The organism is Serratia sp. 201, assembly GCF_037027545.1.
In the GTDB taxonomy this organism is placed as follows: Bacteria; Pseudomonadota; Gammaproteobacteria; order Enterobacterales; family Enterobacteriaceae; genus Serratia; species Serratia bockelmannii.
This window is the reverse complement of sequence record NZ_JAXCHC010000002.1, coordinates 790,108-813,509: the sequence shown is the minus strand read 5'-3', so window position 1 is coordinate 813,509 and position 23,402 is coordinate 790,108. Positions and strand designations below refer to the sequence as shown.

The 23,402-nt window shown below is 57.6% G+C and carries 21 protein-coding genes and 3 pseudogenes; 9 read left to right on the top strand and 15 right to left on the bottom strand.

From position 1 onward, the window contains the following. Window positions 1-52 precede the first annotated feature (52 nt). The 9 genes and pseudogenes from WA302_RS12190 to WA302_RS12150 form a co-directional block, all read right to left on the bottom strand. On the bottom strand, window positions 53-2,590 hold the full coding sequence (locus WA302_RS12190; protein WP_380824848.1) for a TonB-dependent receptor: 2,538 nt from the start codon (window positions 2,588-2,590) through the stop codon (window positions 53-55). A 96-nt stretch (window positions 2,591-2,686) separates the two neighbouring features. Next, window positions 2,687-3,115, bottom strand: coding sequence for a translesion error-prone DNA polymerase V autoproteolytic subunit (gene umuD, locus WA302_RS12185; RefSeq protein ID WP_049209475.1), 429 nt, complete (start codon window positions 3,113-3,115; stop codon window positions 2,687-2,689). A 194-nt stretch (window positions 3,116-3,309) separates the two neighbouring features. Continuing rightward, window positions 3,310-3,489, bottom strand: a pseudogene (locus WA302_RS25335) (SOS response-associated peptidase family protein); the annotation flags it as partial. Window positions 3,490-3,802: 313 nt separating this feature from the next. Continuing rightward, window positions 3,803-4,174, bottom strand: coding sequence for a hypothetical protein (locus WA302_RS12175; protein WP_126502249.1), 372 nt, complete (start codon window positions 4,172-4,174; stop codon window positions 3,803-3,805). A 75-nt stretch (window positions 4,175-4,249) separates the two neighbouring features. Next, window positions 4,250-4,705, bottom strand: a pseudogene (locus tag WA302_RS12170) (resolvase); the annotation flags it as partial. 84 nt (window positions 4,706-4,789) lie between these two features. Then, window positions 4,790-5,035: a hypothetical protein gene (locus WA302_RS12165; protein ID WP_049295892.1), complete on the bottom strand. Its 246-nt coding sequence runs from the start codon at window positions 5,033-5,035 to the stop codon at window positions 4,790-4,792. A 14-nt stretch (window positions 5,036-5,049) separates the two neighbouring features. Then, window positions 5,050-5,235: pseudogene (locus tag WA302_RS12160) on the bottom strand (DNA polymerase V); the annotation flags it as partial. Window positions 5,236-5,503: 268 nt separating this feature from the next. Further along, complete coding sequence (locus WA302_RS12155; RefSeq protein WP_025303334.1) at window positions 5,504-6,445, bottom strand: LysR family transcriptional regulator; 942 nt, start codon at window positions 6,443-6,445, stop codon at window positions 5,504-5,506. Window positions 6,446-6,723: 278 nt separating this feature from the next. Continuing rightward, on the bottom strand, window positions 6,724-7,668 hold the full coding sequence (locus tag WA302_RS12150) for an alpha/beta hydrolase family protein (protein WP_025303335.1): 945 nt from the start codon (window positions 7,666-7,668) through the stop codon (window positions 6,724-6,726). Window positions 7,669-8,564: 896 nt separating this feature from the next. Between WA302_RS12150 and fdhD the strand changes: the two genes are divergently transcribed. From fdhD to WA302_RS12135, 3 genes are read left to right on the top strand one after another with little or no spacing between them, the layout of a single operon-like run. Beyond that, window positions 8,565-9,407 (top strand): formate dehydrogenase accessory sulfurtransferase FdhD, encoded by an 843-nt coding sequence (gene fdhD, locus WA302_RS12145; RefSeq protein ID WP_025303336.1) that lies wholly within the window; start codon window positions 8,565-8,567, stop codon window positions 9,405-9,407. Between the two features lie 58 nt (window positions 9,408-9,465). Further along, window positions 9,466-10,383, top strand: a complete 918-nt coding sequence (locus WA302_RS12140; RefSeq protein ID WP_025303337.1) for a bestrophin family protein — start codon at window positions 9,466-9,468, stop codon at window positions 10,381-10,383. A 34-nt stretch (window positions 10,384-10,417) separates the two neighbouring features. Continuing rightward, window positions 10,418-11,380, top strand: coding sequence for a Dyp-type peroxidase (locus WA302_RS12135; protein WP_261456466.1), 963 nt, complete (start codon window positions 10,418-10,420; stop codon window positions 11,378-11,380). A 26-nt stretch (window positions 11,381-11,406) separates the two neighbouring features. Here WA302_RS12135 and arsC read toward each other — a convergent pair whose 3' ends face one another. The 3 genes from arsC to WA302_RS12120 form a co-directional block, all read right to left on the bottom strand. After that, complete coding sequence (gene arsC / locus WA302_RS12130; RefSeq protein WP_025303339.1) at window positions 11,407-11,838, bottom strand: glutaredoxin-dependent arsenate reductase; 432 nt, start codon at window positions 11,836-11,838, stop codon at window positions 11,407-11,409. Between the two features lie 14 nt (window positions 11,839-11,852). Then, entirely contained in the window at window positions 11,853-13,142 is a 1,290-nt protein-coding gene (locus WA302_RS12125; protein WP_025303340.1) for an arsenic transporter, read from the bottom strand. 70 nt (window positions 13,143-13,212) lie between these two features. Then, window positions 13,213-13,539, bottom strand: a complete 327-nt coding sequence (locus tag WA302_RS12120; protein ID WP_025303341.1) for a metalloregulator ArsR/SmtB family transcription factor — start codon at window positions 13,537-13,539, stop codon at window positions 13,213-13,215. Between the two features lie 151 nt (window positions 13,540-13,690). On the opposite strand from WA302_RS12120, the gene WA302_RS12115 reads away from it, so the two are divergent. The 4 genes from WA302_RS12115 (at window position 13,691) to WA302_RS12100 (ending at window position 16,660) form a co-directional block, all read left to right on the top strand. Continuing rightward, window positions 13,691-14,800 carry a YbdK family carboxylate-amine ligase gene (locus tag WA302_RS12115; protein WP_273830665.1) on the top strand — a complete coding sequence of 370 codons (1,110 nt, stop codon included), beginning with the start codon at window positions 13,691-13,693 and terminating at the stop codon, window positions 14,798-14,800. Between the two features lie 95 nt (window positions 14,801-14,895). After that, window positions 14,896-15,075, top strand: coding sequence for a hypothetical protein (locus WA302_RS12110; protein WP_019453520.1), 180 nt, complete (start codon window positions 14,896-14,898; stop codon window positions 15,073-15,075). A 212-nt stretch (window positions 15,076-15,287) separates the two neighbouring features. Further along, window positions 15,288-15,884 carry a hypothetical protein gene (locus WA302_RS12105; protein ID WP_025303343.1) on the top strand — a complete coding sequence of 199 codons (597 nt, stop codon included), beginning with the start codon at window positions 15,288-15,290 and terminating at the stop codon, window positions 15,882-15,884. 2 nt (window positions 15,885-15,886) lie between these two features. Next, the gene (locus WA302_RS12100; protein ID WP_060447854.1) at window positions 15,887-16,660 is read left to right on the top strand and encodes a DUF3307 domain-containing protein; all 774 of its coding nucleotides are present in this window, start codon (window positions 15,887-15,889) and stop codon (window positions 16,658-16,660) included. A gap of 48 nt (window positions 16,661-16,708) precedes the next feature. On the opposite strand, the gene mgtA is transcribed toward WA302_RS12100, so the two are convergent. Together mgtA and WA302_RS12090 are read right to left on the bottom strand one after the other, a co-directional pair. Next, window positions 16,709-19,408, bottom strand: a complete 2,700-nt coding sequence (gene mgtA, locus WA302_RS12095) for a magnesium-translocating P-type ATPase (protein WP_043140563.1) — start codon at window positions 19,406-19,408, stop codon at window positions 16,709-16,711. A 241-nt stretch (window positions 19,409-19,649) separates the two neighbouring features. Next, a complete protein-coding gene (locus tag WA302_RS12090; protein WP_025303346.1) occupies window positions 19,650-20,348 on the bottom strand; it encodes an MgtC family protein in 699 nt (232 codons plus the stop codon). 442 nt (window positions 20,349-20,790) lie between these two features. Between WA302_RS12090 and WA302_RS12085 the strand changes: the two genes are divergently transcribed. Both WA302_RS12085 and WA302_RS12080 read left to right on the top strand, forming a co-directional pair. After that, window positions 20,791-21,039, top strand: a complete 249-nt coding sequence (locus WA302_RS12085) for a glycoside hydrolase (RefSeq protein ID WP_238476121.1) — start codon at window positions 20,791-20,793, stop codon at window positions 21,037-21,039. Window positions 21,040-21,072: 33 nt separating this feature from the next. Beyond that, window positions 21,073-22,458 (top strand): CoA transferase, encoded by a 1,386-nt coding sequence (locus WA302_RS12080; RefSeq protein ID WP_336063996.1) that lies wholly within the window; start codon window positions 21,073-21,075, stop codon window positions 22,456-22,458. On the opposite strand, the gene WA302_RS12075 is transcribed toward WA302_RS12080, so the two are convergent. After that, entirely contained in the window at window positions 22,455-23,330 is an 876-nt protein-coding gene (locus WA302_RS12075; RefSeq protein WP_336063995.1) for a LysR substrate-binding domain-containing protein, read from the bottom strand. The two genes, WA302_RS12080 and WA302_RS12075, sit on opposite strands and share 4 nt — an antisense overlap. Window positions 23,331-23,402: the final 72 nt, after the last annotated feature.

The window sequence follows — 23,402 nt, the reverse complement described above, 5'->3', positions numbered from 1 at the left end:
CGGGAGGAGGAAACGTGAAAAGGGGCCTAAATGGCCCCTGCAGACAGGAGCGTCAAAAACGCTGACTGACGCTGAATTTGATGTTGCGCCCTACGCCGGACACCGATTCGCCCAGGTAAGGGTAATAATCGCGGTTGAACAGGTTGTCCACCGCCACGCGGGCTTCGAAGCCGTGCAAGCCGCTGGGCTGCCACGAGGCGAACAGGCCGTGCAATGCATAACCCGAGGTTTTCGGCAGGGCCCAGACAACGGCCATCGGATCGCCGTCGGCCGGTGAACGATCCTGTTTACGTACGAAATCGCCGGTCCAGCCGAAGGCCATGTCCCACTGCGGCACTTTCATGCCCAGCATCGCGTGTGCCGTAACGGGTGGAATTTCGGCAATCCAGGTTTCGTTGCCCCACGGATCGCGCGGTGAAGCGTCGCGTTTGCCGCGGATCGAGGAGAACGACAGGCTGCCGAACAGGCTTTCGCTGTCATAAAACGATTCGAGCTCCACGCCCTCAATGGTATAGCCCGGCAAGTTGCGATAGTTCGACAACGGTTGCCCACATTGGCCCCCGTGCCGTGCGGCGTCACACACTACGCCGCGACGATAGAAAATCTCGTCCTTGCCGCGATTGCGGAACAGCGTAGTGCGGATCTGCAGGCTGTCCCGCGCCATCAACACATCGTTGAAGTCCAGCACCGCGCCGAGACGAACGCCCGTCATGCGTTCCACCTGCAGGCCGCGGCTGGTACCGGGCACGCTGGAAGCAGCGTATTGCACTTCGTACTGTTCGTCGATCACCGGGGCGCGCCAGGTGCGGCTAACGTCGGCAAACAGGGACAGATTCGACGTCGCTTTCCACATCACGCCCAAATGCGGCGACCAGCCGGTATAGGTCACGCTGCTGTAATCATGGCCCACGAGCGGATCGCTGTCGTTATAGCGCGGCGCCCGGTTCGGTTGCCCGGTATTGGTCACATGATCGTAACGCACGCCCGGCGTCACGGTCAGGCTGCCGAAGCTGACCGCATCCTGCAGATAAACGCTGCGGGTTTCCTGTTCGCCCGCCGGCATGTAGTACGGCTGGAAATAGCCGTAGTTGTAACTGGCGTTTTTCACCTGCGAAGGGTAATACATCAGGGTATCGCGCTGATGTTTATGCCAACGCGCACCGAGCAACAGCTTGTGCTCCAGCGGACCGCTGGCGAAACGGCTTTCATTGCTGACGTCAAACTGCCGATCGGTATAGTTCACCCAACTTTCATTGCCCAGCGTACCGAGATAGCTGAACTTTGAAGCGGAATCCGGCCGCTTGTCATGCTGCTCGGTCTTCGAATAGGCGTAAGACAGCGTCAGATTCAGCAACGGCTGCGCTTCCGGCGCCAGATTCCATTTCACCGAGTAATTGGTGTCTGTCTGGTCGCGATACACCAGAATGCGGCGCCACGCTTCTTCCCGGCCATATTTATCGATATCCGCCTGGCTGGGCGCGGCGATATCGTCCCGCTTGGCGGCAAAAGGCTGCCAGCCATCGGAATCGGATCGCATCGCCGACAGCGTCAGCGTTTGCGCCTCGCTCAGATAAATATTGGTTTTTAACAGGTAGGAAGCCTGATCGTTGGCAGAATAGGCAAAACGCGTGCCGTCCGGCCGCTTCAGGTTGCCGCCGTCACGCTTGCTCATGTAGAGCAAACCGTCGGCGGATCCTTCCGGCGTACGGCCGTACAAGGCACCGCTGTAAATGCCCTGACGATCGTTGGTGTGGTAGCTGTACTTCAGCAAGCCGCCAAAATCTTCGCCCGGCAGCAGCATGTCCCCAGCATCTTTGGTCTCCAGCGTAATGGTCCCGCCAAAGCCGCCATTGCCGTTCAACAGATTGTGCGGCCCCTTATCGACCTCAACCTTTTTCAGCAGTTCGGGTTCGATGAATACCGAGCCCTGCCGATATTTCTCAAATCCCTTCGGCGCCCCGTCCAGCACGACCTTCACATCTTCCATGTCCCCCATGCCCCAGATATTCAGGCTTTGGCCGCCCGGGCGCGGCGAGCCCGCCATCCCTACGCCAGGCAAGCGATCAAGCAAACTGGCGATATTGTCTGCCTGCACGCGTTCGATGTCTTCTTTATCCAACACCGAACGGCCGGCGGCGACGCTGTCGGACAAACCGCCGACCACCGACAGTTCCGGTATCGTCAACGGCTGAACCGGCCCGGCGTCGACCAACCGATATCCCTGTGCGGTTTGCTGAGCGCGCAATCCGCTGCCCACCAACAGCGTATCGAACGCGTCGGTGAGGCGATAATGCCCCTGCAGGCCCGCGGTGTTTTTTCCACGCGTCTGTTCGGGCGTGAAAATCACTATCACGCCGGCCTTAGCGGCCGCCGTCTGCAAGGCGGGCGCCAGGTCACCGGCGGGAATGGCGAAAGGCAGGATAGCGGACTGCTCGACCGCCGCCGGTGGCACCGACGCACCGGGCGCCGCCATCGCGGAGGTGAGCATGCCCGATAATGCGCACCCTACCCCGATAGCGACCCGCTTCCCGGCGGTACGTTTGGCTGATGTGAACGTACGCCCTGCGCCGTTCTTGTTTTTTATGGCCATGAAGGATTCCCCTGAGTGTAATGAACTGGAAACTCAGTAGAGAGGTCACGCCAACGAAAAGATCGGGCAGAAAAAAAATGAAAAAAAGGGCCGAAGTCACCGGGCCGCGTAGACGATAAAGGTCACCACGCCGAAGATCTCCAGTTGCGCTTCGTCGTCGAACACGATCGGCGCGTAGGCGGGGTTCATCGGCAACAGCCGCACATCGGGGTGACGCTGCAGTTTTTTGACGGTGAATTCGCCGTCCACCGCGGCGATCACGATATTGCCGTGCTCCGGCGTCAGGGCGCTGTCGACAATCAGCAGATCGCCATCCCGGATATTGCCGTCGATCATCGATTCGCCGCTGGCGCGCACGAAATAGGTGGCGTTGGGGTGCCGCACCAGCAGCTTGCCGATGTCCAGCCGACCTTCGACATAGTCTTGCGCCGGGGAAGGAAAACCGCAGGCCACGCGATCGGCAAACAGCGGTAACGTTAGGGGTTCACCTGGTGAAAAAGCATACAACCTTGAATTACTCAGCATAATCACAACCAAACTGTATATTTATACAGTAAAGCATAAACAAAACGCGAACGCGTGCAACCCCCTATCCCCCTGCGGATCGCGCTTTGCCGCGTAATATAATAATTTTCTGAGCGATTTTTTTTTACGCCTGCTAAGTGTTTTACTGCCCCTTGCACACACGTTATCCACCAAAACTGTGGATAATGCGGCACTCAGACCGTTGGCGTATCGATGGGCAGGATGAGTGAGGGGTTGTCATTGCGAACGGCGCCGACGGCGGGCGATACCGGTTGCCAGACGAAATCCTCTGCCTGCAGGCTGCACACGTCAGCCTGCATTTGACCAGAGGGCGGGACTAAGCGGGTGTCGAGCCAGTCGCGCGCGGCCGTCGGTCTCTGCTGCGTACAGCGCCGCAAAGAACAGCGGCAGGCCTTGCCTCAGCAAGAGCCCACGGGAGGAACGGCGGACGGCCTTACAAAATGACGCCAATAAAATTGCGACTGGCAATGGCATCAATGGGACGGCCAGAGACGAAAGTCAGTACGTTATGCCAGGAGCTTGGGATAACCCGACAAACGCTGTACCGCCACATTTCCCCTGATAATCCACTGCGAGCTGACGGTATAAAGCTGCTCAACCGGGGATAATTTTAGCGGACGGAAAAATCTGGGGTTCCGGCGTAGAACCCCGAATAAGGAATAATCCTTAATTCATTTCAGGATTATTAATTCCATCTAAAACCTCTCGGCAATATTCTTTTTTATAGGCTTCATCATTACTTAATGACTTAACCAAAAAATCAGCATTTTTCCAACCATTATCCCAATGCGTATCGAATCCTGACTGTTCATACTTTAATGTTCTAGTTAATGAGTCTTTTATTTGTTTTTTATATTTATCAATTTTCTCATTGGTTGCCCCACAAACATCATGTGCAACACGAGCATTTGAGCCAGAAAAACCTATTGCTGAAATTGCCATCGCTTCATTTGATTTGTCGAAATCATTCGCATATGCCACAGCATTAGATAAAGCGAATATGACAAGAGCAGGTATGATTTTTTTGTATGAAATCATCTTTCACCTCTAACTCATTGATTGTTCATGGGGTCAGTTGGGATATCGAAAATTATTGTACATTAAGGCTGCTTTTTAATCAGTCTCAACTTCTTTATAGAAGGCCTGAATACGACAAACTTGGGAAGTACTGTAGCCTGTCGCGTCTGCTGTTTCTCGGATGCTCAGTTTCTTAATCTGTCGGTAGTACAGGACTTTCTGATGTCGTTCCTGATCTGCCTGTTTTCCCCGGTATCTACCCAACGTATGCGCCCGTTCAATTCCCTGCTTTTGCCGTTAGCGGCGACTCAACCAGTCCTTATGTGACATCGCGGCCATCAGGTCGATTAGCATGTTATTGATGGCGGTTATTACTGCACGGGTGATCGGGCCCGCCTGTGAAGGATCTTTCTCTGACAGCGCCTGCCATGAGGTAGGGACATCCAGGCTGACAATCCGTAACTCATGCTGCTCAATCTGCTTTTTCAACGTCATCCAGTCACTGTTGCTGAGACGGGTCAGGCGGTCTATCTGCTCAACCAGCAAAATATCAGTTACCGTTTGGGGGCGGCCAGCACAATCAGCATCCGTCGCTGCAGCGGCGACGGCCGGCGAACGTTAACCGTTGCCACGATGTCACTCCTCTCTCTTATAGATGAGGACATGCAGGCGCAGCCGGTCGGCATCAACACGTTCATCCATTATTGTGCCCGGATAGCCCTGCAGCGCCAGACCGTACCAGAAACTCAGAATGACAGAAGCCTTACCCAACTCTAGGGTGTAACCCATCCCGCCCTGGTTCAGATTGCATTTTTTAATCGCATCTTCTGCTTCCCGGGTCAGCTGCGCATAGCTGAGTGAAAAATTCAGTGCCTGATCCATCCTGCTCGCTCCATCTCACCGCTGGCGCGCACGAAATAGATGGCGTTGGGGTGCCGCACCAGCAGCTTGCCGATGTCCAGCCGGCTCTCGACATAGTCCTGCGCCGGGGAAGGAAAACTGCAGGCCACGCGATCGGCAAACAGCGGTAACGTCAGGGGGTCACCTGGTGAAAAAGCATACAACCTTAAAGTACTCAGCATAATCACAACCAGGCTGTATATTTATACAGCAAGGCATAAACAAAACGCGAACGCGTGCAACCCCCTATCCCCCTGCGGATCGCGCTTTGCCGCGTAATATAATAATTTTCTGAGCGATTTTTTTTTACGCCTGCTAAGTGTTTTACTGCCCCTTGCACACACGTTATCCACCAAAACTGTGGATAACCTGGCACTCGCCCCCACGGCATATCGATAGCCATGGTGAGTCATGCACTGTCATGGCGAACGGTGCCGAAGACCGTGATATTCAGCGATTAATCGGCGTGTTATCCCGTACCGCGCCCTTCTTCGTAAGCCACGGTGCGAGCTGCTCGGTTATCCAATCCATGAATACGTTAACTTTACGGGACAAATTATGACGATGCGCGACGACGAACCAGAACTTCATCGGCTCAGGCTCACAATCAGGCAGAATCTGCAGCAGCTCGCCACGCTCGACGTGGTTATGCACGCCAAGCATCGGTGACTGGATTAAGCCAATCCCCGCCAACCCAGCAGCAATAAACGACTGCGCATTGTTCAGCTTCAGCGATCCTGGCAGATTTAAATATTCATATTTACCGTTTTTCAGGTAGTCCCAGCCCATCGGCTTACTACCAATATTCGGCGTATAGTGCACGGCCACATGCTGATACTTGAGAAGGTCATCGATACTGTATGGCGTGCCTTTTCTCGCCAGATAATCCGGGCTGGCGAGGTTGAATACGGGCATTTCTCCAATCAGTTTCGCCACCAGGTTCTTATCGTAAACGGCACCCGCCCGGACAACGCAGTCGAAGCCTTCCTGTACCAGATCCACCCGCCGGTCGGTGCAAGATAATTCCAGCGTAATGCCGGGATAGCGGGAAAAAAAATCGGGGAGTTTAGGGATAATAATGCTGTTGGCTATATCCGTAGGCATATCCACCCTCAGCTTGCCTTTCAGTTCCGTCCTTTCGACAAACATCGTCTGCAGGTCATCTACCGAAGAGAGTATTTCTACTGCGCGTTCGTAAAACGCCAAGCCGTCTTCCGTCAGATGCACTGCCCTGGTGGTTCGATGTAACAGGCGTACGCCAAGCACGTCTTCCAGCTGGCGGATAACAATGGAAATTCGACTCTTATTCACCCCCAGATCGTCTGCCGTTTTTGTGAAGCTGCAGGTCTGGGCCACACGCAAAAAAATCCTCAGATTTTCCAGGGTATTCATGCGATATCTCCTAACGTTTTGCATATTCATGGGGAGGTCCAGACGTTATGCCACCGCAAAATATTATCCAGAACGACTATTCCGTCACAACCAGAAATAAATATATTAATTGAATAACAAAAAAAAGAAAGAAAAGCACCGCCAAAACGAGCGATGCCCTAGGAGAATTCCGTGAAATAAAAAGGTGATGGCGAAATGCAGTTTTTATAACTCCATGTGGACACACTCACTTATTCATCACATTAAAAATAAATACTGCTTAAAAGATCCATTCACCCTCAGTTCATGTAATTATTGAACCAGTCCAACATCAGCTTTGGCTCGCGTTGGAAGTACAGATAACCATCCCAGCGGTGGGTGGTATTACGGATCCAGTGCAGCTGTTTCTCTTTAACCGGCATGCTGTCGAAAATGTTCTGCACATCGGATGGCCGGGTCATCACGTCGTCATGTACCTGATAGATGAAGGTGGGAACGCTGGTGTTGGTCCGCGCAGGCACGGAAGGATCCATGTCATCCAGATGGAAACTGGTGACCATCGCCAGACGTTCGTCAATTTCATCAAGACGGTCCGGGATACCGGCCAATTCCGTCGCGACGCCAACGGCGGCACGCATGGAAATCGGCTGTGGCATAACCACACAACGGACATCATTGAACTGCTCCGGATATTTCGCCATCGCAAAGAACGTCGCGTTACCGCCCATGCAGCGACTGAACAAACCGATTTTCTTTCCTTTCAGGTCAGGACGGCTGCGGACATAGTTCAATGACCCCACGACGTCGCGCGCTTCCAGCACGCCGATGCTGCCGATACCGCCGTTAGCTTCGCCGCTCAGACCCAGATTGCGCAGGTCGTAAGCCAGTACGTTGTAGCCTGCATCGTGCAGAATTTTATAGTCCGGCAGGAAGCTGAAAGCAAAATCGTTACCGCCTGCAGCGCCGATGGAACGCCACGGCTCGCGGTCGGCAGGCAGGCCAGTCCGGCTGCACCACACAGGGTGGTTACAGATGATGACCTTGTCGGAACCTACGCAAGGGATGAACCACGCTTCCAGCGGCACGCCGTCCAACGCTGGGAAAAAGACGTCTTCATACTGCAAACCGAAGTCAGTGGGTTTGCCGATGACCGGAGAACGGATAGGTTTACTGAAAATAGCAACCATGCTTTCAACGATGGCATCGGCTTCTTCACGGCTTGGCGTAGACGTTGTCTGTGTCATGATATTGTGCTCCATTTATAATATATTGGTTAAAGTGCATATTAGTTAATCAATAGTTCGCAGATGCGCTGTATTGCTTAGCTGAGATGGATACTAGTAAGGATATTGTTTGCGATAAATAGCAAAAATATAAACGTATTGTTTCACTAAACAACAACAATAGGGGGCGATGAGAAAAAGACAGAAGCAGCAATCAGACAGAGGCTGACCTCAGCGATAATAAAAAAATCACTTACACCAATAACAAGTCACAAGTCACAAGTCACAAGTCACAAGTCACAAGTCATTATTAATAACGCCAAAAATTCCATGACGTAAAAACCCACATAAAATGCCGACAACGTTTCAATTTGATAAGTCAGCGGCTCATTTGAAATCACGGTGAATATATCGATAGGGTTATGTTCACTCTGGTGGCTTGTCAGAAGAAAAAGTGCCGCGGCTGTTCAAGCGCAGACTCGTCGCAATGCCGCATCGTCGAGTACCAATTTTGACATTTTTGCACCGGTGCTTAATCACGTAAGGCTCATTGCCAGAGCAAACGACGACAGGATAAACCTGCTGATTAAAAAATGCGCCTCTTCTCCATGCCCCCTGACTTTCTAAAGCACTGTATTTTAATACCGTCATTGTGTTCGTGGCGCAAAGCGGCATCCATCGCCAAAAGTCGCCATACGCTGCAGTCCTCTGCGTAATATAATAATTTTCTTAGCGATTTTTTTACGCCTGCTAACGGTTTCACTCTGCCTTGCACACACGTTATCCACCAAAACTGTGGATAACCTGCAGGGCGTGATTCCCTACGCGAGCGGGATCAGAATCCTGTATAATCCCCACACCTGCTAATAAGAATTCATCCCCGTCGGCGCCTCGTCACCGACAGTCACGAGAACGTTATGAACAAGCACCTACTCCTCGCAGAAACCGACGATATCAAACAGGAATGCCTGTCGCGCCACGCGGTCTGGCAGCGCAACGATCTGGCTCAGGCGCAACAGGATTGGCTGGCGGAAGAAGTACCGGTCGCCCTGGTGTACAACGGCATTTCCCACGTGGTGATGATGGCGACGCCGAAAGATCTGGCGGCCTTCGCCATCGGTTTTTCGCTGTCCGAAGGCATTATCGCCTCCCCCGACGACATCTACGACATCCGCCAGCAACCGGCCTGCAACGGCATTGAAGTGCATGTGGAACTCTCGAGCCGCCGCTTTATGCAGCTGAAAGAGAAGCGCCGCAGCCTGGCCGGCCGCACCGGCTGCGGCGTCTGCGGGGTGGAACAGCTGCAGGAGGTTGCTCAGCCCATCGCACCACTGCCTTTCACGCAACGTTTCGATTTGGCGCTGCTCGACCGGGCGTTAGCGCAGCTGCAGGAGGTGCAAACGGTAGGAAAACTGACCGGCTGCACCCATGCGGCGGCCTGGATCCAGCCGGACGGCGCGCTCAGCGGCGGATGTGAAGACGTCGGCCGCCACGTGGCGCTCGACAAGCTGCTGGGCTACCGCAGCCAACAGGCGTGGCTGCAGGGTGCGGCGCTGGTGTCGAGCCGCGCCAGCTATGAAATGGTGCAAAAATCCGCCATGTGCGGCGTCGAGATCCTGTTCGCCGTTTCCGCCGCCACCCGCCTGGCGGTGGAAGTGGCCGAACGCAGCAACCTGACGCTGGTGGGCTTCAGCAAACCGGGGCGCGCCACCGTCTATACGCATCCGCAGCGGCTCTGGCAATCGACAACGGCGGCCTAACGCCGCCGGATAAGAATCGACTATTCTCAATAGCAGGACACCAGGAAGCACCCACGTCATGATAATTCGCCCGAATCAGAACTGGTTTTTTCGCCTGTTCGCCTGGCACGGTTCCGTGCTATCAAAGATCACCTTTCGCCTATCGCTGAACGTGCTGATGTCGATAGTGGCGGTGATCAGCTACCAATGGTACGAACAGCTCGGCGTGCATTTAACCATCGCACCATTCAGCCTGCTGGGCATCGCCATCGCCATTTTTCTCGGCTTTCGCAATAACGCCGGCTACAGCCGCTTTGTCGAAGCGCGCAACCTGTGGGGCTCGCTGCTGATTACCGAGCGCTCCCTGCTGCGCCAGATCAAAAGCCTGCTGCCGGACGAATCGGCGGTGCAGCAAAAGGTTGCCAAGCTGCTGATCGCCTTCAGCTGGAGCCTGAAGCATCAGCTGCGCGGCACCGACCCGACCGCCGATCTGTACCACAATCTCAGCAGCCAAGAGCTGGCCGAGGTGATCGCCAGCCCGATGCCGACCAACCGCATCCTGCTGATGCTGGGCCAGGAGATCGGCAAGCTGCGCCGACAGGGGCTGCTGAGCGACATCACTTTCGAGCTGCTCGACAACAAGCTGAGCGAACTGTCCCACGCCCTCGGCGGCTGCGAACGGCTCGCCAGCACGCCGGTGCCGTTCGCCTATACCCTGATCCTGCAGCGCACCGTTTACCTGTTCTGCAGCCTGTTGCCTTTTGCCCTGGTGACCGACCTGCATTACATGACACCGTTTGTTTCAGTGTTCATTTCCTATACCTTCTTATCCTGGGACTCACTGGCCGAAGAGCTGGAGGATCCGTTTGGCGTGTCGGCTAACCATCTGCCGTTAAACGCCATCTGCAACACCATCGAGCGCAACCTGCTGGAAATGAACGACCAAAGCCCGCTGCCACCGCCGATGAAACCCGACGAGCACTTTAATTTGATCTGATCTATTTCACCCGAACACACTGGAGCCGAATGCAATGAATGCAAATAACCCTCTGCCGCAAGCCGTATTCACACCGGTGACGCGCCATGCCATCTTCATCGTCGCTACCCTGTCGCCCGTTCCCGCCCATCTGGCGGCGGTGCGCACCTGGTGCGGCGACATTGCCGCCGTAGTGCGTTCGGTCGGCAAACGCGCGCCGGCAGGCAATCTCACCTGCGTCTGCGGCTTCGGCTCCGAAGCCTGGGATACGCTGTTCGGCGCGCCGCGCCCTCGCCAGCTGCATCCGTTCAGCCCGATCGGCAGCGGGGAGCGCGTCGCCGTCGCCACGCCCGGCGACATCCTGCTGCACATCCGCGCCGATGAAATGGATCTGTGTTTTGAACTGGCCTCTCAGTTGACCGCCAAACTCGGCGACGCCGTGACGGTGATAGAAGAGGTGCACGGCTTCCGTTATTTCGATCAGCGCGCCATGATCGGCTTCGTCGACGGCACGGAGAACCCGGAGGGGCACGAAGCCTTCGACTACACGGTGATCGGCGACGAAGACGCGGCGTTCAGCGGCGGCAGCTATGTGCTGGTGCAAAAATACCTGCACGACATGCAGGGCTGGAACTCGCTCAGCGTGGAAACGCAGGAGAAGATCATCGGCCGCCATAAGCAGTCCAACATCGAGCTGGATGAAGCGGTCAAACCGTCGTCGTCGCACAGTTCGCTGACCACCATCACCGACGAGCAAGGCAACGAGGTGAAAATTCTGCGTGACAACATGCCGTTCGGCCGCCCCGGCCTGCGCGAATTCGGCACCTACTTTATCGGCTATGCGCGCTCCCCGCAGCCGATCGAGCAGATGCTGGAAAACATGTTTATCGGCCGCCCGGCCGGCAACTACGATCGGCTGCTCGATTTCAGCCACGCGGTGACCGGCACCCTGTTCTTCGTGCCTTCCGCCCCGCTGCTGGAAGCGCTGGCCGACCGCAGCGGCGCCGAACTGCACTGATTGAATGAAATGCGGGGCCACAGCGATTAGCCGTTGGTTATCCTGTGGCCCTGCGCATCAATCACCGGCTCTCCGTCCTCTTTGCTGAAAGCGCCACGCTGCGGATCCGGCAGAATCTCCAACACCGCCTCCGACGGACGGCACAAACGCGTGCCAAGCGGGGTCACCACAATGGGGCGATTGATCAGGATCGGCTGTTGCAGCATGAAGTCGATCAGTTGATCATCGTTCCAACGAGTCTCGTCCAGTTTCAACTCGGCGTAAGGCGCGACGTTTTTACGCAGCAACGCGCGCGGCGTCATGCCCATCTCGGCCAGCAACGCAATCAACCGTTCGCGGCTGGGCGGCGTTTCCAGATACAAAATCACCTCAGGCTCAGCGCCGCTGTTGCGGATCAGCGCCAACGTGTTGCGCGACGTGCCGCAGGCCGGGTTATGGTAAATCTTGATACTGCTCATGACGGTTTCTCCGGTTAGGACAAAACGGACAGCCGCAGCGCCAGCGCGGCCAGGGTGACGAACAGGATCGGCAGCGTCATCACCAGTCCCACGCGGAAATAATAGCCCCAGGTAATGACGATGTTCTTTTTTGCCAACACATGCAGCCACAGTAACGTCGCCAGGCTGCCAATCGGGGTAATTTTGGGGCCGAGATCGCTGCCGATAACGTTAGCGTAAATCATCGCCTGTTTGATGACGCCTTCCGCACTGCTGCCGTCGATAGACAACGCCCCCACCAATACCGTCGGCATGTTATTCATGATGGAAGAGAGAAATGCGCTCAGGAAGCCGGTGCCAAACGTCGCTGCCCACAGCCCCTGCCGCGCCAATGCGTCCAGCACACCGGAAAGCCAATCGGTCAAGCCTGCGTTGCGTAGCCCGTAGATCACCAGATACATGCCCAGTGAGAAAATGACGATCTGCCAGGGCGCTCCGCGCAACACCTTACCGGTATCGATCGCTAGCCCGCGTTTCGCCACCGCCAACAGAACCAGCGCGCCGCAGGCAGCGACCAAACTTACCGGCACACCGAGCGGTTCCAGGGCGAAGAAGCCAATCAGCAACAGTGCCAATACCGCCCAGCCGGTTCGGAAAGTCGCACGATCGCGAATCGCTTCCCGTGGCACCGGTAAACGCGTCAATGCGTAGCGCTGCGGAATATCCTTGCGGAAGAACAGATGCAACATCACCAGCGTCGCCGCGACGGCGGCAAGGTTGACCGGCACCATCACCGCCGCATACTCCGTAAAGCCCAGCCGGAAGAAATCCGCTGAAACGATATTTACCAGGTTGGACACCACCAGCGGCAGGCTGGCAGTATCGGCGATAAAGCCCGCCGCCATGACGAAAGCCAGCACGGCAGCAGGACGAAAACCGAGCGCCGACAGCATGGCGATCACGATCGGCGTCAGAATCAACGCAGCGCCATCGTTCGCGAACAGCGCCGCCACTACGGCCCCCAGTAGAAGCATATAGGTAAACAGCCATCGACCTTTGCCGTTGCCCCAACGTGCGACATGCAAGGCGGTCCAGGTGAAGAAGCCGCTTTCATCCAGCAACAGGCTAATGATGATGACGGCGATAAAGGTCGCGGTCGCATTCCAGACTATCTGCCACACCACGGGAATATCGCCGACGTGCACCACGCCGCTCAATAATGCCAATCCCGCCCCGAACGACGCACTCCAACCGATGCCCAGCCCTTTCGGTTGCCAGATGACCAAGATCAACGTCAGAATAAAGATCGCCCCTGCCACTATCATCGCTGCTCTTTCGCCCTTTTAAGTTTACATATTCGATTTTTCATATGTATTTACGTAAATTTTTTTACCGTTACGGACAACCTTTCGCCACACGTTGCGCTAACTTCGTCATCTGTTCTGGCCGACACTGATAAGCCTGCTCAATAATCGCCGCGGCCCAAGCCGGCATATGTGGCGACAGGCGATAATGTATCCATTTACCATCGCGCCGATCGAGCAACAGCCCGCTTTCGCGCAGCATCGCCAGATGCCTTGAGATTTTGGGTTGCGGCAGCGCCAGTGCGCCCGACAACTCGCAAACGCACAGCTCGCCGGCGTGGCGCAGCAACAGCACCAGCGTCAGACGCGTCTCGTCAGACAGGTTTTTAAACAGCTTCAGCGGCGTCAATGACGTCATGTCGCACTCCCGTTAACCTTTATCTTCTCCACAAATCGCTCGTGAAGATACCATCTTCATATTCGAAAAAACAAATATAAAATGCAAAACGTTGCCCTCCTCACCGAGACATATACTTATCTTTATGCCGTTCTTGCAGGAAGGAGGTACCATGCCGCTCACATTCAAACGTTCGGAAAGGCTCTCCATCGGCACCGAAATAGAGTTACAGCTGGTCGATGCCGAGCACTACGATCTGGCGGATCGGGCCGACCGGGTGGTCAGCGCGGTCGGCGACCGCCGGCGCGTCAAGCATGAGCTCACCCAATCGATGGTGGAGCTGAACAGCTCGGTGCACCGCGATCTCGATGAGCTGCACGCCGAGCTGCGCGCCCTGACCCATACCGTCCGGCGCAGCGCGCAGCGCCTGGGCTGTGACGTCTGCGGCGGTGGTCGGCACCTGAGCAACGACTGGCGCAAGCAGGTCATCAGCGACAGCGCGCGCTACAGGCAGCTGGCCAGCCGTTTTGGCTATCTCTCCAAGCTGGCCTGCGTATTCGGCCAACACATTCACCTCGGCGTCAACGACGGGGACGAGGCGATGTACCTGTGCCATGCGCTGACGCCCTATTTTCCGCAGCTGATCGCGCTCAGCGCCTCGTCGCCGCTGTATCAGGGGGTCGACACGCGCTTTGCCAGTTCCCGCTTCAGCGCCCAGAATTCTTTCCCCAACTACGGGTGCCTGGAACACATCTACAGCTGGCGCGAATTCAACGCTTACTACGAACGGTTGAACGCCGCCGGCGTGATTGAAAGCGTCAAGGATATTTACTGGGATGCACGGCCGAAACCGGAGCTGGGCACGGTGGAGATCCGCATCTGCGATACGCCGCTGCGCCTCGCGCACGCCGTGCTGCTGGTCGGTTACTGCCGTCTGCTGGCCGATTTTCTGTTGCAACGCCGGACGCCGATCGCGCCGGAATACGATGCCTTCACCCACTACAACAAGATCAACGCCTATCGCAGCGGTTTTGCCGCCGAATACGTCGATCCCACGACGCTGCGCCGCCGCAGCCTGACCGCCCACATCCTGCACACCCTCGAGGCGCTGAGCGATTTCGCCGAGCGGCGGGAGGATCGGGCCGTGTTACAGGCCGTCGAGCACCATGTCCGCCAGGGCATCAGCGATTCGGAGCATATCCGTCAGATGTTGCACAACGGCCTGCCGCAGGCTCAGGTGATCAAACGCCTGTGCGATGAGCTGTTGCAACCGGCAAGTTAAGTTTCGGCTATCGATTCCATACGCCAAAGCCACTGTTCATTATGTGCTCTTTCGCTACAATCGTGAGCACTGACATTCACCGTATCGAGGACACCATGTACAACTTCTCCCGCTATCAGGCAAAAGAACTGGCGCTGGCTTACATGAGCGGCAAAAAACACGATCTGTCGCCGCAGGAGTTTTTGCAACAGCTGAAAAGCAGCGAACGATCGTTTGAGCACCTGCTGAAGCACGGCAGCGAAATGCCGCGTGAAGTGCTGGTTAAAAGTTTCTGAACGGCCGGTTGCCGGCCATTTTCCCTCTACACCGCCGGTGGCGAGCCTGACAGGCCCGCGCATTCCCGGCCGTTCGTCCCCTTTCCTCACGCCACCGCATTTCGTTCTCACAGGCGAATTCCCTACAAATTCGTATCCAAAGACGAATTATTGACATATTCGTATCCAGGTGCGAATTTATAGTCATCCCTCGGTAAGCAACGGAACACGCTATGTCGACGCCAATCAGCGTAATCAGCGGCGATCTGGTCGATTCTCGCCGATCAGATACCGTCAACTACCTCAACGAGCTGCACAGCCTGCTCGATCGGCTGCAGCGCGACGGGCAGCTTCATCAGGTGGAAATCTTTCGCGGCGACGCCTTCCAGGCGCAGGCCGCCCCGGAGGACGGGCTGCTGCTGGCGGTATATATTCGCCTCGCGCTGCGGGCGATGGGCGCCGCGCACTGGGATGCGCGCGTCGCCGTCGGGCTGGGCAGCCAACGGCCCGACGCCGCGGGTTACGGCAGTGCCTTTATCAACTCCGGCAGCGCGCTGGACGCCATGGCGAAAAATTGCCGCCTGGCTCTGAAAACCGACAACGATCGGACAAACGCCATTGTCAGCGATCTGCTGCCGATGTTAGATCATGTGATTGGCCGCCTGTCGCAGACCGAAGCGCGCATCGTCCAGATGAGAATGTTCGCCGACAGCGGCGCCGCCGTGGCGGACCAGCTGCAAAAAGCCGCCTCCACGGTCTCCGCCGCACTGAAACGCGCGGCCTACGAGGAAATCATGCGGTTTATTCACGCCATTAACAGGATCGTCTGACTATGGATCTGACCTATGCGCCTTTGCTGGCCTGGCTGTTGCTCGTCCATCTGCTGGCGGATTTTCCGCTGCAGCCGCTGAGTTGGGTGGAAGACAAAATCCAACATCGCGCGCGTTCGCGTTTTCTGGTATTGCACGCGTTGCTGCACGGGGTGCTGGCCGCCTGGGTGGTGGCCGGGTTCGGCCTGCTGCACGGCGGGCTTTCTTCACTTCAGGTGCTGGTCAGCCTGCTGGTCATCGCCGTCAGCCATTACCTGATCGATTTGCTGAAAGTCACCGTCATGACCCGCCTGAGCCCGGCCCGCAGTTTCCTGCTCGATCAGGGGTTGCATCTGGCGGTGATCGCCTTGCTGTGGCTGGGGCTGACGCCGAATGCCGGTGAACTGCTCGCCGCGCTGGGGCAGCAGTTGGGGCGTTGGCAAATTGGCCTGGTGCTGGTGGCCTACAGCCTGATTTATCTGCCGATGAGCCTGCTGATCGGGCAACTACTGGCGCACTGGACGCCGCAAATGCCGCCTTCGGCCAAGGCCGACAACGATTCGCTGCTGCGCGCGGGCAAACAGATTGGCTATCTGGAGAGAACGCTGATCCTGACCTTCGTGCTGCTGGGGCAAATTCCGGCGATCGGTTTTTTGCTGGCGGCCAAATCTATCTTCCGTTTCGGCGATCTGCGCCAGAGCGACGATAAGATGCGCACCGAGTATGTGCTGCTCGGCACGCTGTTTTCCTTCACGCTGACCATCATGCTCGGCCTGCTGGTCAACAAACTGCTGTAGTAGTGCAGGGGCGAAGAATTTCGCCCCCGAAGTGAACGCCGAGGCGGCTTACAGCCACTCGCCGAAGCGGCGGATGTAGAAACGCTTCATCAACTGCGCGACCACGCAGTAGCTGACCAGCGTAGCGGCCAACCACGGGAAGTATTCCCACGGCAGCGGCTGCAGGCCAACCAGGGCGCCGAGCGGCGAGAACGGAATGTAGATGCCGAGCGCCATCACCAACCCGGTGGTCAGCAACACCGGCAGCGCCGCGGTGCTCTGAATGAACGGGATCTTCTGGGTGCGCAGCATATGCACCACCAGCGTTTGCGACAGCAGCCCCTCAATGAACCAGCCGGACTGGAACAGCGCCTGGTGTTCCACGCTGTTGGCAGCAAATACGTACCACATCAGCGCATACGTCGTGATATCGAAGATCGACGAGGTCGGCCCAATCCACAGCATAAAGCGCCCGATGTTTTTGGAGTCCCACTTGCGCGGTTTGCGCAGGAACTCTTTGTCCATCTTGTCCCACGGCAGCGACAGCTGGGAAATGTCGTACATCAGGTTTTGAATCAACAGGTGGATCGCCAGCATCGGCAGGAACGGGATGAAGGCGCTCGCCACCAGTACCGAGAACACGTTGCCGAAGTTGGAACTGGCGGTCATGTTCAGATACTTGATGATATTGCCGAAGGTCTCGCGCCCTTTGATCACCCCCTCTTCCAGCACCATCAGGTTCTTTTCCAACAGGATGATGTCCGCCGATTCCTTGGCGATGTCGGTGCCGGTGTCGACCGAAATGCCGACGTCAGCATCGCGCAGCGCCGGCGCATCGTTGATGCCGTCGCCGAGGAAACCGACGGTATGGCCGTTGGCCTGCAGCATTTTCAGCACCCGCGATTTTTGCAGCGGCGTCAGCTTGGTGAAGACCGTGCGCTGTTCCACTTCGCGCGCCAGTTCTTCGTCATCCATCTGTTCAATCCGCAGCCCGGAGAGCGGCTCGCCCGGCTCCAGCCCGACGTCGCGGCAAATCTTGCAGGTGATCACCGGGTTGTCGCCGGTCAGCACCTTCACCGTCACACCGTTTTCCTGCAGCGCGGCGATCGCCTGCTGCGCGCTCTCCTTCGGCGGGTCGAGGAAGGTCAGCAGCCCTTGCACCACCATGTCGCGCTCGTCGGCCACGCTTAGCGGTTCGGCCGGGCGCTGCGCATCCAACTCACGCGTCGCCAGCACCAGCACGCGGAAACCGTCTTCGTTGTACTCGCGGGCCAGCGCCTGCAACGCCGCACGGCGCGCGTCGTCCAGCTCCAGCATCTTGTCGCCTTCACGCACGTGGGTGGCGATCTCCAGCATCTCCTCCACCGCGCCCTTACAGATCAGCTGCTGCTTGCCATTCTCATCCGCCACCACGATCGACAGACGGCGGCGCACGAAATCGAACGGCAGCTCATCCACCTTGCTGAAACGCCCCAGGGCTTCAATCCCCGGTTTGCCGCGCCCGAAACGGATCACCGCCTGATCCATCAGGTTCTTCATGCCGCTCTGATGGAAGCTGTTCAGCCAGGCCAGGTGCAACACTTCGTTATCCCTGGCGCCAGTGACGTCGATGTGGTGCTCGAGAATGATGCGGTCCTGGGTCAGCGTGCCGGTCTTGTCGGTGCAGAGCACGTCCATAGCACCGAAGTTCTGAATGGCGTTCAGACGCTTCACCACCACCTTGCGACGCGACATGGCGATCGCCCCTTTCGCCAGATTGGAGCTGACGATCATCGGCAGCATTTCCGGCGTCAGGCCGACCGCCACCGCCAGCGCGAACAGCGCCGCCTCGCTCCAGTCACCTTTGGTGAAACCGTTGATCAGCAACACCACCGGCACCATCACCAGCATGAAGCGAATCAACAGCCAGCTGACGCTGTTCACCCCGCGATCGAACGCGGTTTGCGCCCGCGAACCAACGATTGACTTGGCCAACGAGCCGAAGTAGGTGCGCCCGCCGGTCGCCACTACCACCGCCGTAGCGGTGCCGCTGGCGACGTTGGTGCCCATCAGGCAGATGTTGGAGAGCTCAAGCAGCGCGTTCTCGCTGGACACTTCCCCTTCGCTCGACTTCTGCGCCACGTTGCCCATGGCATCGTATTTCTCGATCGGGATCGCTTCGCCGGTCAAAATCGCCTGGCTGATGAACAGATCGCGCGAGGCGATAAGGCGTACGTCGGCCGGCACCATGTCACCGGCGGAGAGCTGGATGATATCCCCCGGCACCAGTTCGCGGATCGGCACTTCCAACGTCAGCGGATGCGCGCTGTAGCTGCTGCGGCGCAGCACCGTGGCGGTGGTGCGCACCATCGACTTCAACGCTTCCGCCGCTTTGTTGGTGCGGTATTCCTGCCAGAAACGCAGCAGCCCGCTCAGCGTGACCATGGTCAGGATGATAATGACGCCGGTGAGTTCAGTTTCTTCACCGCTCTGGCGCGGCAGCCAATAATCGGTAAAGAAACTGATCGCAGCCAGCACCATCAGCACGAAGATAAACGGGTTGTTGAAGGCCTTGATCAGCTGGATCAGGGCATGCGGCGCCTTGTCATGGGCGACCTGATTGGCGCCGAACTGTTCCAGCCGCTCATCGGCGTCGTCCTGGGTCAAGCCGTTGCGGTTGCACTTCAGGTTCGCCAGCGTTTGAGCGATGCTGTTGGTCGCCTCTTGCGCAATGGCGTAGGTCACCGCGTCTTTATCACGGCGACGCGTTCTTTCATTAATCTGAGTCATAACGCTATTCTCTTATTTTCGTTCTGCGCACAGCGAAGCCCCGCCCGATAAACAGGTGACTCTGCGCAGCTTGGAATTTTTTATTAGCGTGACTAAATGGCGGAATTACCCTGTCAGCCACGCTGGAATCATTTTCCTTCCGGGGTCATCGTCCATAACGCCTCCTTAATGCTCCGCGTTATTCAGGCGAGCCCGAATAACCTGAGCATATAATCAAGTTAATAAATATTTATATAATTAATCAGACCGGTAATTCGGACGCGACGCGCCAGCGAACGGCACTCACGCTTTTCTCCAGGCTGACGCGGCAGACAATACCCTCAATTTCTTTTTGCGCGGCCGGCGTGGCGGTAATTTCCGCGCACACTTCCAATTGCCCCGGGCTGGAGATATCGGCGCTGCGCAAGGATTGCAGCCGCAAGGCCACGCCGTTCAGCGCCTGCAGAATCAGGGTGCGCACCAGAATTTCGTCCTGCTCGCCGCAGGTCACCTGAATGCGATAGCACAGTTCCAGATCGGTTGCCTGCTGGTGCGGCTGCAGATTGATACGCTGCGCGGCTTCGCGCAGCAGGATATTGGCGCACAGGATCACCAGCGTAGCAACCACCGCATCCCAATGCTGGCCCAGGCCGCACAGGACGCCGATCCCCGCCGAACACCACAGCGTGGCGGCGGTGTTAAGGCCGCGAATGTTCAGCCCTTCACGCATGATAACGCCGGCGCCGAGGAAACCGATACCGGATACGATCTGCGCAGCCACCCGGCCGGCGCTGGCCGGATCGGTGGACATGGAGCTGAGAATAAAGACCGCCGCACCGGTCGCCACCAGCGCATTGGTGCGCAGGCCGGCCATGCGTTGGCGCCACTGGCGCTCGGCGCCAATGACCGCGCCCAGGCACATCGCCAGCAATAAATTTAAAACGAAAGGAGTCATAGCCATGACTGTCCCCTTAATTAACCGCAGGAGATAAAATCATGTGCTGTTTAGCACACGCGAAAGCGCGCTGAAAATAAATCAGCGAATCAGCGTGTCGTGCCTGGAGGGAAAAGGCTGTGGCTGCAAAATACCATAATAACGTCCAACTCGATTCACCTGAAACCGTCAGGCATCAGGAAACGTTTATTACTCGGGTATGCACAGCTCAGAAATAACTGGAGAGGGGTGCTGCCCGCCGATAACGGCAAGCAACAAATCAGAAGAGAATTGGTCAGCTTGCCTTATTTGTTTTATTACAACTACAACTGTCCAATTGAGTTTCTCCACCGAAATTTTGGCTGAGTATAGTGACGTCGGATAATGAAGTAAAGGCTAATTTATTAAACGAAAAATAAACTGGAATACGGCGATTATATTTCGATGTCACAAATAGAAGGTGGCGACATTGGGCGCCGACGCCGCCTTCCGGCCGCTGCATCAGGCCCTGTGGGACAAAGCGTTGTTCGACTTCCGCTGGCTCGATCGGGACGGCTGGGTGCAGCAGACGACCTTTAGCGACGGTTCGACGCTGGCCGCCAACTTTACGCGCAGCCTTTCGCTGTCATCGCGGCCCACAGCCTGCGCGCCAAACTGGCCGACGGCCGCACATTCGACGTTACGCCTTAGCAAGGTCGCCGGCGGTGGGCTACGCTAGGCTATATTTCCGACGATCCGCAAGGAGTGGCCGATGACGCCTCTGATCCACACTCTGCTCGACGAGATTTGGCAAAGCCTGGGGCAGCGCCCCGCCCCTACCGACCGGTTAACCGTTAGCGGCGTCGGCGCATTGCCTTCGGCTTTTCCCGTCACAGAATTGGCGACCGCCGCCTGGAGCGCCGCCGGTTTGGCCTGCGCCGAGTTGCTTCGCTGCGAGGCCGCCGACGCGCCGCAGGTCTGGATCGATCAACGCCTGGCCTCACTCTGGTTTGGCTGGACGCTGCGGCCGCTGGGATGGACGCTGCCTGCGGCCTGGGACGCACTGGCCGGCGACTACGCGACGGCGGATGGCTGGATACGTCTGCATACCAATGCGCCGCACCATCGGCGAGCGGTGGAACAGGTGCTGGGTTCGGCATCGGATAAAGGCACGCTGGCGGAACGTGTGCTGGACTGGAAAAAAAGCGAGCTGGAGGAAGCCGTGATCGAGGCCGGCGGCTGCGCGGCCCAAATGCGCTCGGCGGCCGCGTGGCGACAACATATTCAAGGCAAAAGCGTAGCGCTCGAACCGCTTATCCACGCCTCGCTGCAGCCGGAAACGCCACCGCCGGGCTGGGCGCTACCCGTCGCCCGGCCGCTGCACGGCGTGCGGGTACTGGATCTGACGCGCATTCTCGCCGGGCCGATCGCCACCCGTTTTCTTGCCGGTTTGGGCGCCGACGTGCTGCGCATCGACCCCTACGGCTGGGATGAACCCGGCGTCGAGCACGAGGTGATGCTGGGCAAGCGCAGCACACGCCTCAACCTGACCAATGCGCGCGATCGCCATACGTTTGAACATCTGCTGAAAAACACCGACGTGCTCGTGCACGGCTACCGTGCCGGTGCGTTGGAGAAATTGGGCTATGGCGCGGAGGAAAGACGCGCGCTGGCGCCGGGCCTGATCGACGTCTGCCTGAATGCCTACGGCTGGAGCGGGCCGTGGCGGACCCGGCGCGGTTTCGACAGCCTGGTACAGATGAGCTGCGGGTTGGCGGAGGCGGGTATGGTTTGGCGCAGCGCCAGTTTGCCGGTGCCGCTGCCGGTACAGGCTCTGGATCACGCCACCGGCTATTTGATGGCGGCAGCGGTGCTGAACGGTATGACACAGCGCCTGAGCCGCGGTACCGGCTACCACGCGCGGCTGTCGCTGGCGCGCACGGCGCAACTGCTGCTGGCGCACCCCTGTTCGGCAGATTATCGACCGGAACCGCTGGCACCGGCCGGCCCCGCCGACGAGAACCCGGAAACAGAACTGACTTACTGGGGGGCCGCGCAACGCCTGCGCGCCCCGTTAAGCCTGCAGGGTACGGCGCTGCAATGGGCGCTGCCGGCGACTACGCTCGGCACCTCGCAACCGGAATGGCTACGCCGCTAAATCGCCGCCAACTGTCGCTGAAGCCACTGCAGCAAGCGGGTAACCGCCGGCGTCAACCCGGCGGTCTGCGGCCACACCAGGTAAACGTCGTCATCGCTCAGACGACGGGGCGCGGCCAACGCCACCAGTCTCCCCGCGTCAAGCGCATCCTGCACCAGCAGCTTTTTCGCCAACGCGATGCCAAACCCTTGCTCCGCCGCGCGAATCAACAATCCGGCATCGTTGAATAACGCCTGTTGTCGCCCGCATAACGGCCGCCCCTGCGCGTTGAACCAGTCGCGCCAGGGACTGACGTCGTGCTCGAGCAACGGAATATCGCCACCGTTCTCGAACGCCGCCCTCCATTCTCGCGCCATATCCGGCGAAGCGACCGGCAGCACGTCACCCGACGCGATGCGCTGCGCCTGCAGCCCCGTCCATTGACCGCTGCCGATACGGATCGCCGCATCGAACCCTCGCTGCGACAGATCCTGCAACGCCAGTGACGCATCAATATCCAGCGCAATATCGGCGCAGGCCTCATGAAAAGCAGGCAGACGCGGCAACAGCCAATAATGGGCAAAAGACGGCAACACGCTGATACGCAGCGTCTGGCTTGTCACCGCACGCCGGGCGCGGGCGACGCCCTGCTGCAGTGCCTGCAGCGCCGGCTCTACCGCCGCCAACAACTCTCGCCCGGCGGCATTCAGGCGTACACCGCGCCCGCGCCGTTCAAACAGCGGATAGCCGACCGCCTGCTCCAGCAACTGAATTTGCTGGCTGACCGCGCCGTGCGTCAAATGCACCTGTTGCGCCGCAGCGCGCAAATTTTCCAACCTGGCGGCGATCGCAAAGGTCGGCAAGACATGCAAGGGAATGCGTTCATTCATCATTGGTTAACCAGGCTATCCAAAAAGGTTATTTTTCATCGATTTTGAGCGGCAGGCAAATGTTCTATGTTTACC

Excerpts from the sequence above, each read along its gene's own strand:
- WA302_RS12120 (WP_025303341.1), bottom strand. The coding sequence starts at position 13,539 with ATGACGTCATTGACGCCGCTGAAGCTGTTTAAAAACCTGTCTGACGAG.
- WA302_RS12090 (WP_025303346.1), bottom strand. The coding sequence starts at position 20,348 with ATGGCTATGACTCCTTTCGTTTTAAATTTATTGCTGGCGATGTGCCTG.
- WA302_RS12075 (WP_336063995.1), bottom strand. The coding sequence starts at position 23,330 with ATGATGAATGAACGCATTCCCTTGCATGTCTTGCCGACCTTTGCGATC.
- WA302_RS12080 (WP_336063996.1), top strand. The coding sequence starts at position 21,073 with ATGACGCCTCTGATCCACACTCTGCTCGACGAGATTTGGCAAAGCCTG.
- umuD (WP_049209475.1), bottom strand. The coding sequence starts at position 3,115 with ATGCTGAGTAATTCAAGGTTGTATGCTTTTTCACCAGGTGAACCCCTA.
- WA302_RS12150 (WP_025303335.1), bottom strand. The coding sequence starts at position 7,668 with ATGACACAGACAACGTCTACGCCAAGCCGTGAAGAAGCCGATGCCATC.
- WA302_RS12135 (WP_261456466.1), top strand. The coding sequence starts at position 10,418 with ATGAATGCAAATAACCCTCTGCCGCAAGCCGTATTCACACCGGTGACG.
- WA302_RS12105 (WP_025303343.1), top strand. The coding sequence starts at position 15,288 with ATGTCGACGCCAATCAGCGTAATCAGCGGCGATCTGGTCGATTCTCGC.
- arsC (WP_025303339.1), bottom strand. The coding sequence starts at position 11,838 with ATGAGCAGTATCAAGATTTACCATAACCCGGCCTGCGGCACGTCGCGC.
- WA302_RS12100 (WP_060447854.1), top strand. The coding sequence starts at position 15,887 with ATGGATCTGACCTATGCGCCTTTGCTGGCCTGGCTGTTGCTCGTCCAT.
- WA302_RS12110 (WP_019453520.1), top strand. The coding sequence starts at position 14,896 with ATGTACAACTTCTCCCGCTATCAGGCAAAAGAACTGGCGCTGGCTTAC.
- mgtA (WP_043140563.1), bottom strand. The coding sequence starts at position 19,408 with ATGACTCAGATTAATGAAAGAACGCGTCGCCGTGATAAAGACGCGGTG.
- WA302_RS12175 (WP_126502249.1), bottom strand. The coding sequence starts at position 4,174 with ATGATTTCATACAAAAAAATCATACCTGCTCTTGTCATATTCGCTTTA.
- WA302_RS12125 (WP_025303340.1), bottom strand. The coding sequence starts at position 13,142 with ATGATAGTGGCAGGGGCGATCTTTATTCTGACGTTGATCTTGGTCATC.
- fdhD (WP_025303336.1), top strand. The coding sequence starts at position 8,565 with ATGAACAAGCACCTACTCCTCGCAGAAACCGACGATATCAAACAGGAA.
- WA302_RS12140 (WP_025303337.1), top strand. The coding sequence starts at position 9,466 with ATGATAATTCGCCCGAATCAGAACTGGTTTTTTCGCCTGTTCGCCTGG.
- WA302_RS12190 (WP_380824848.1), bottom strand. The coding sequence starts at position 2,590 with ATGGCCATAAAAAACAAGAACGGCGCAGGGCGTACGTTCACATCAGCC.
- WA302_RS12165 (WP_049295892.1), bottom strand. The coding sequence starts at position 5,035 with ATGGATCAGGCACTGAATTTTTCACTCAGCTATGCGCAGCTGACCCGG.
- WA302_RS12115 (WP_273830665.1), top strand. The coding sequence starts at position 13,691 with ATGCCGCTCACATTCAAACGTTCGGAAAGGCTCTCCATCGGCACCGAA.
- WA302_RS12155 (WP_025303334.1), bottom strand. The coding sequence starts at position 6,445 with ATGAATACCCTGGAAAATCTGAGGATTTTTTTGCGTGTGGCCCAGACC.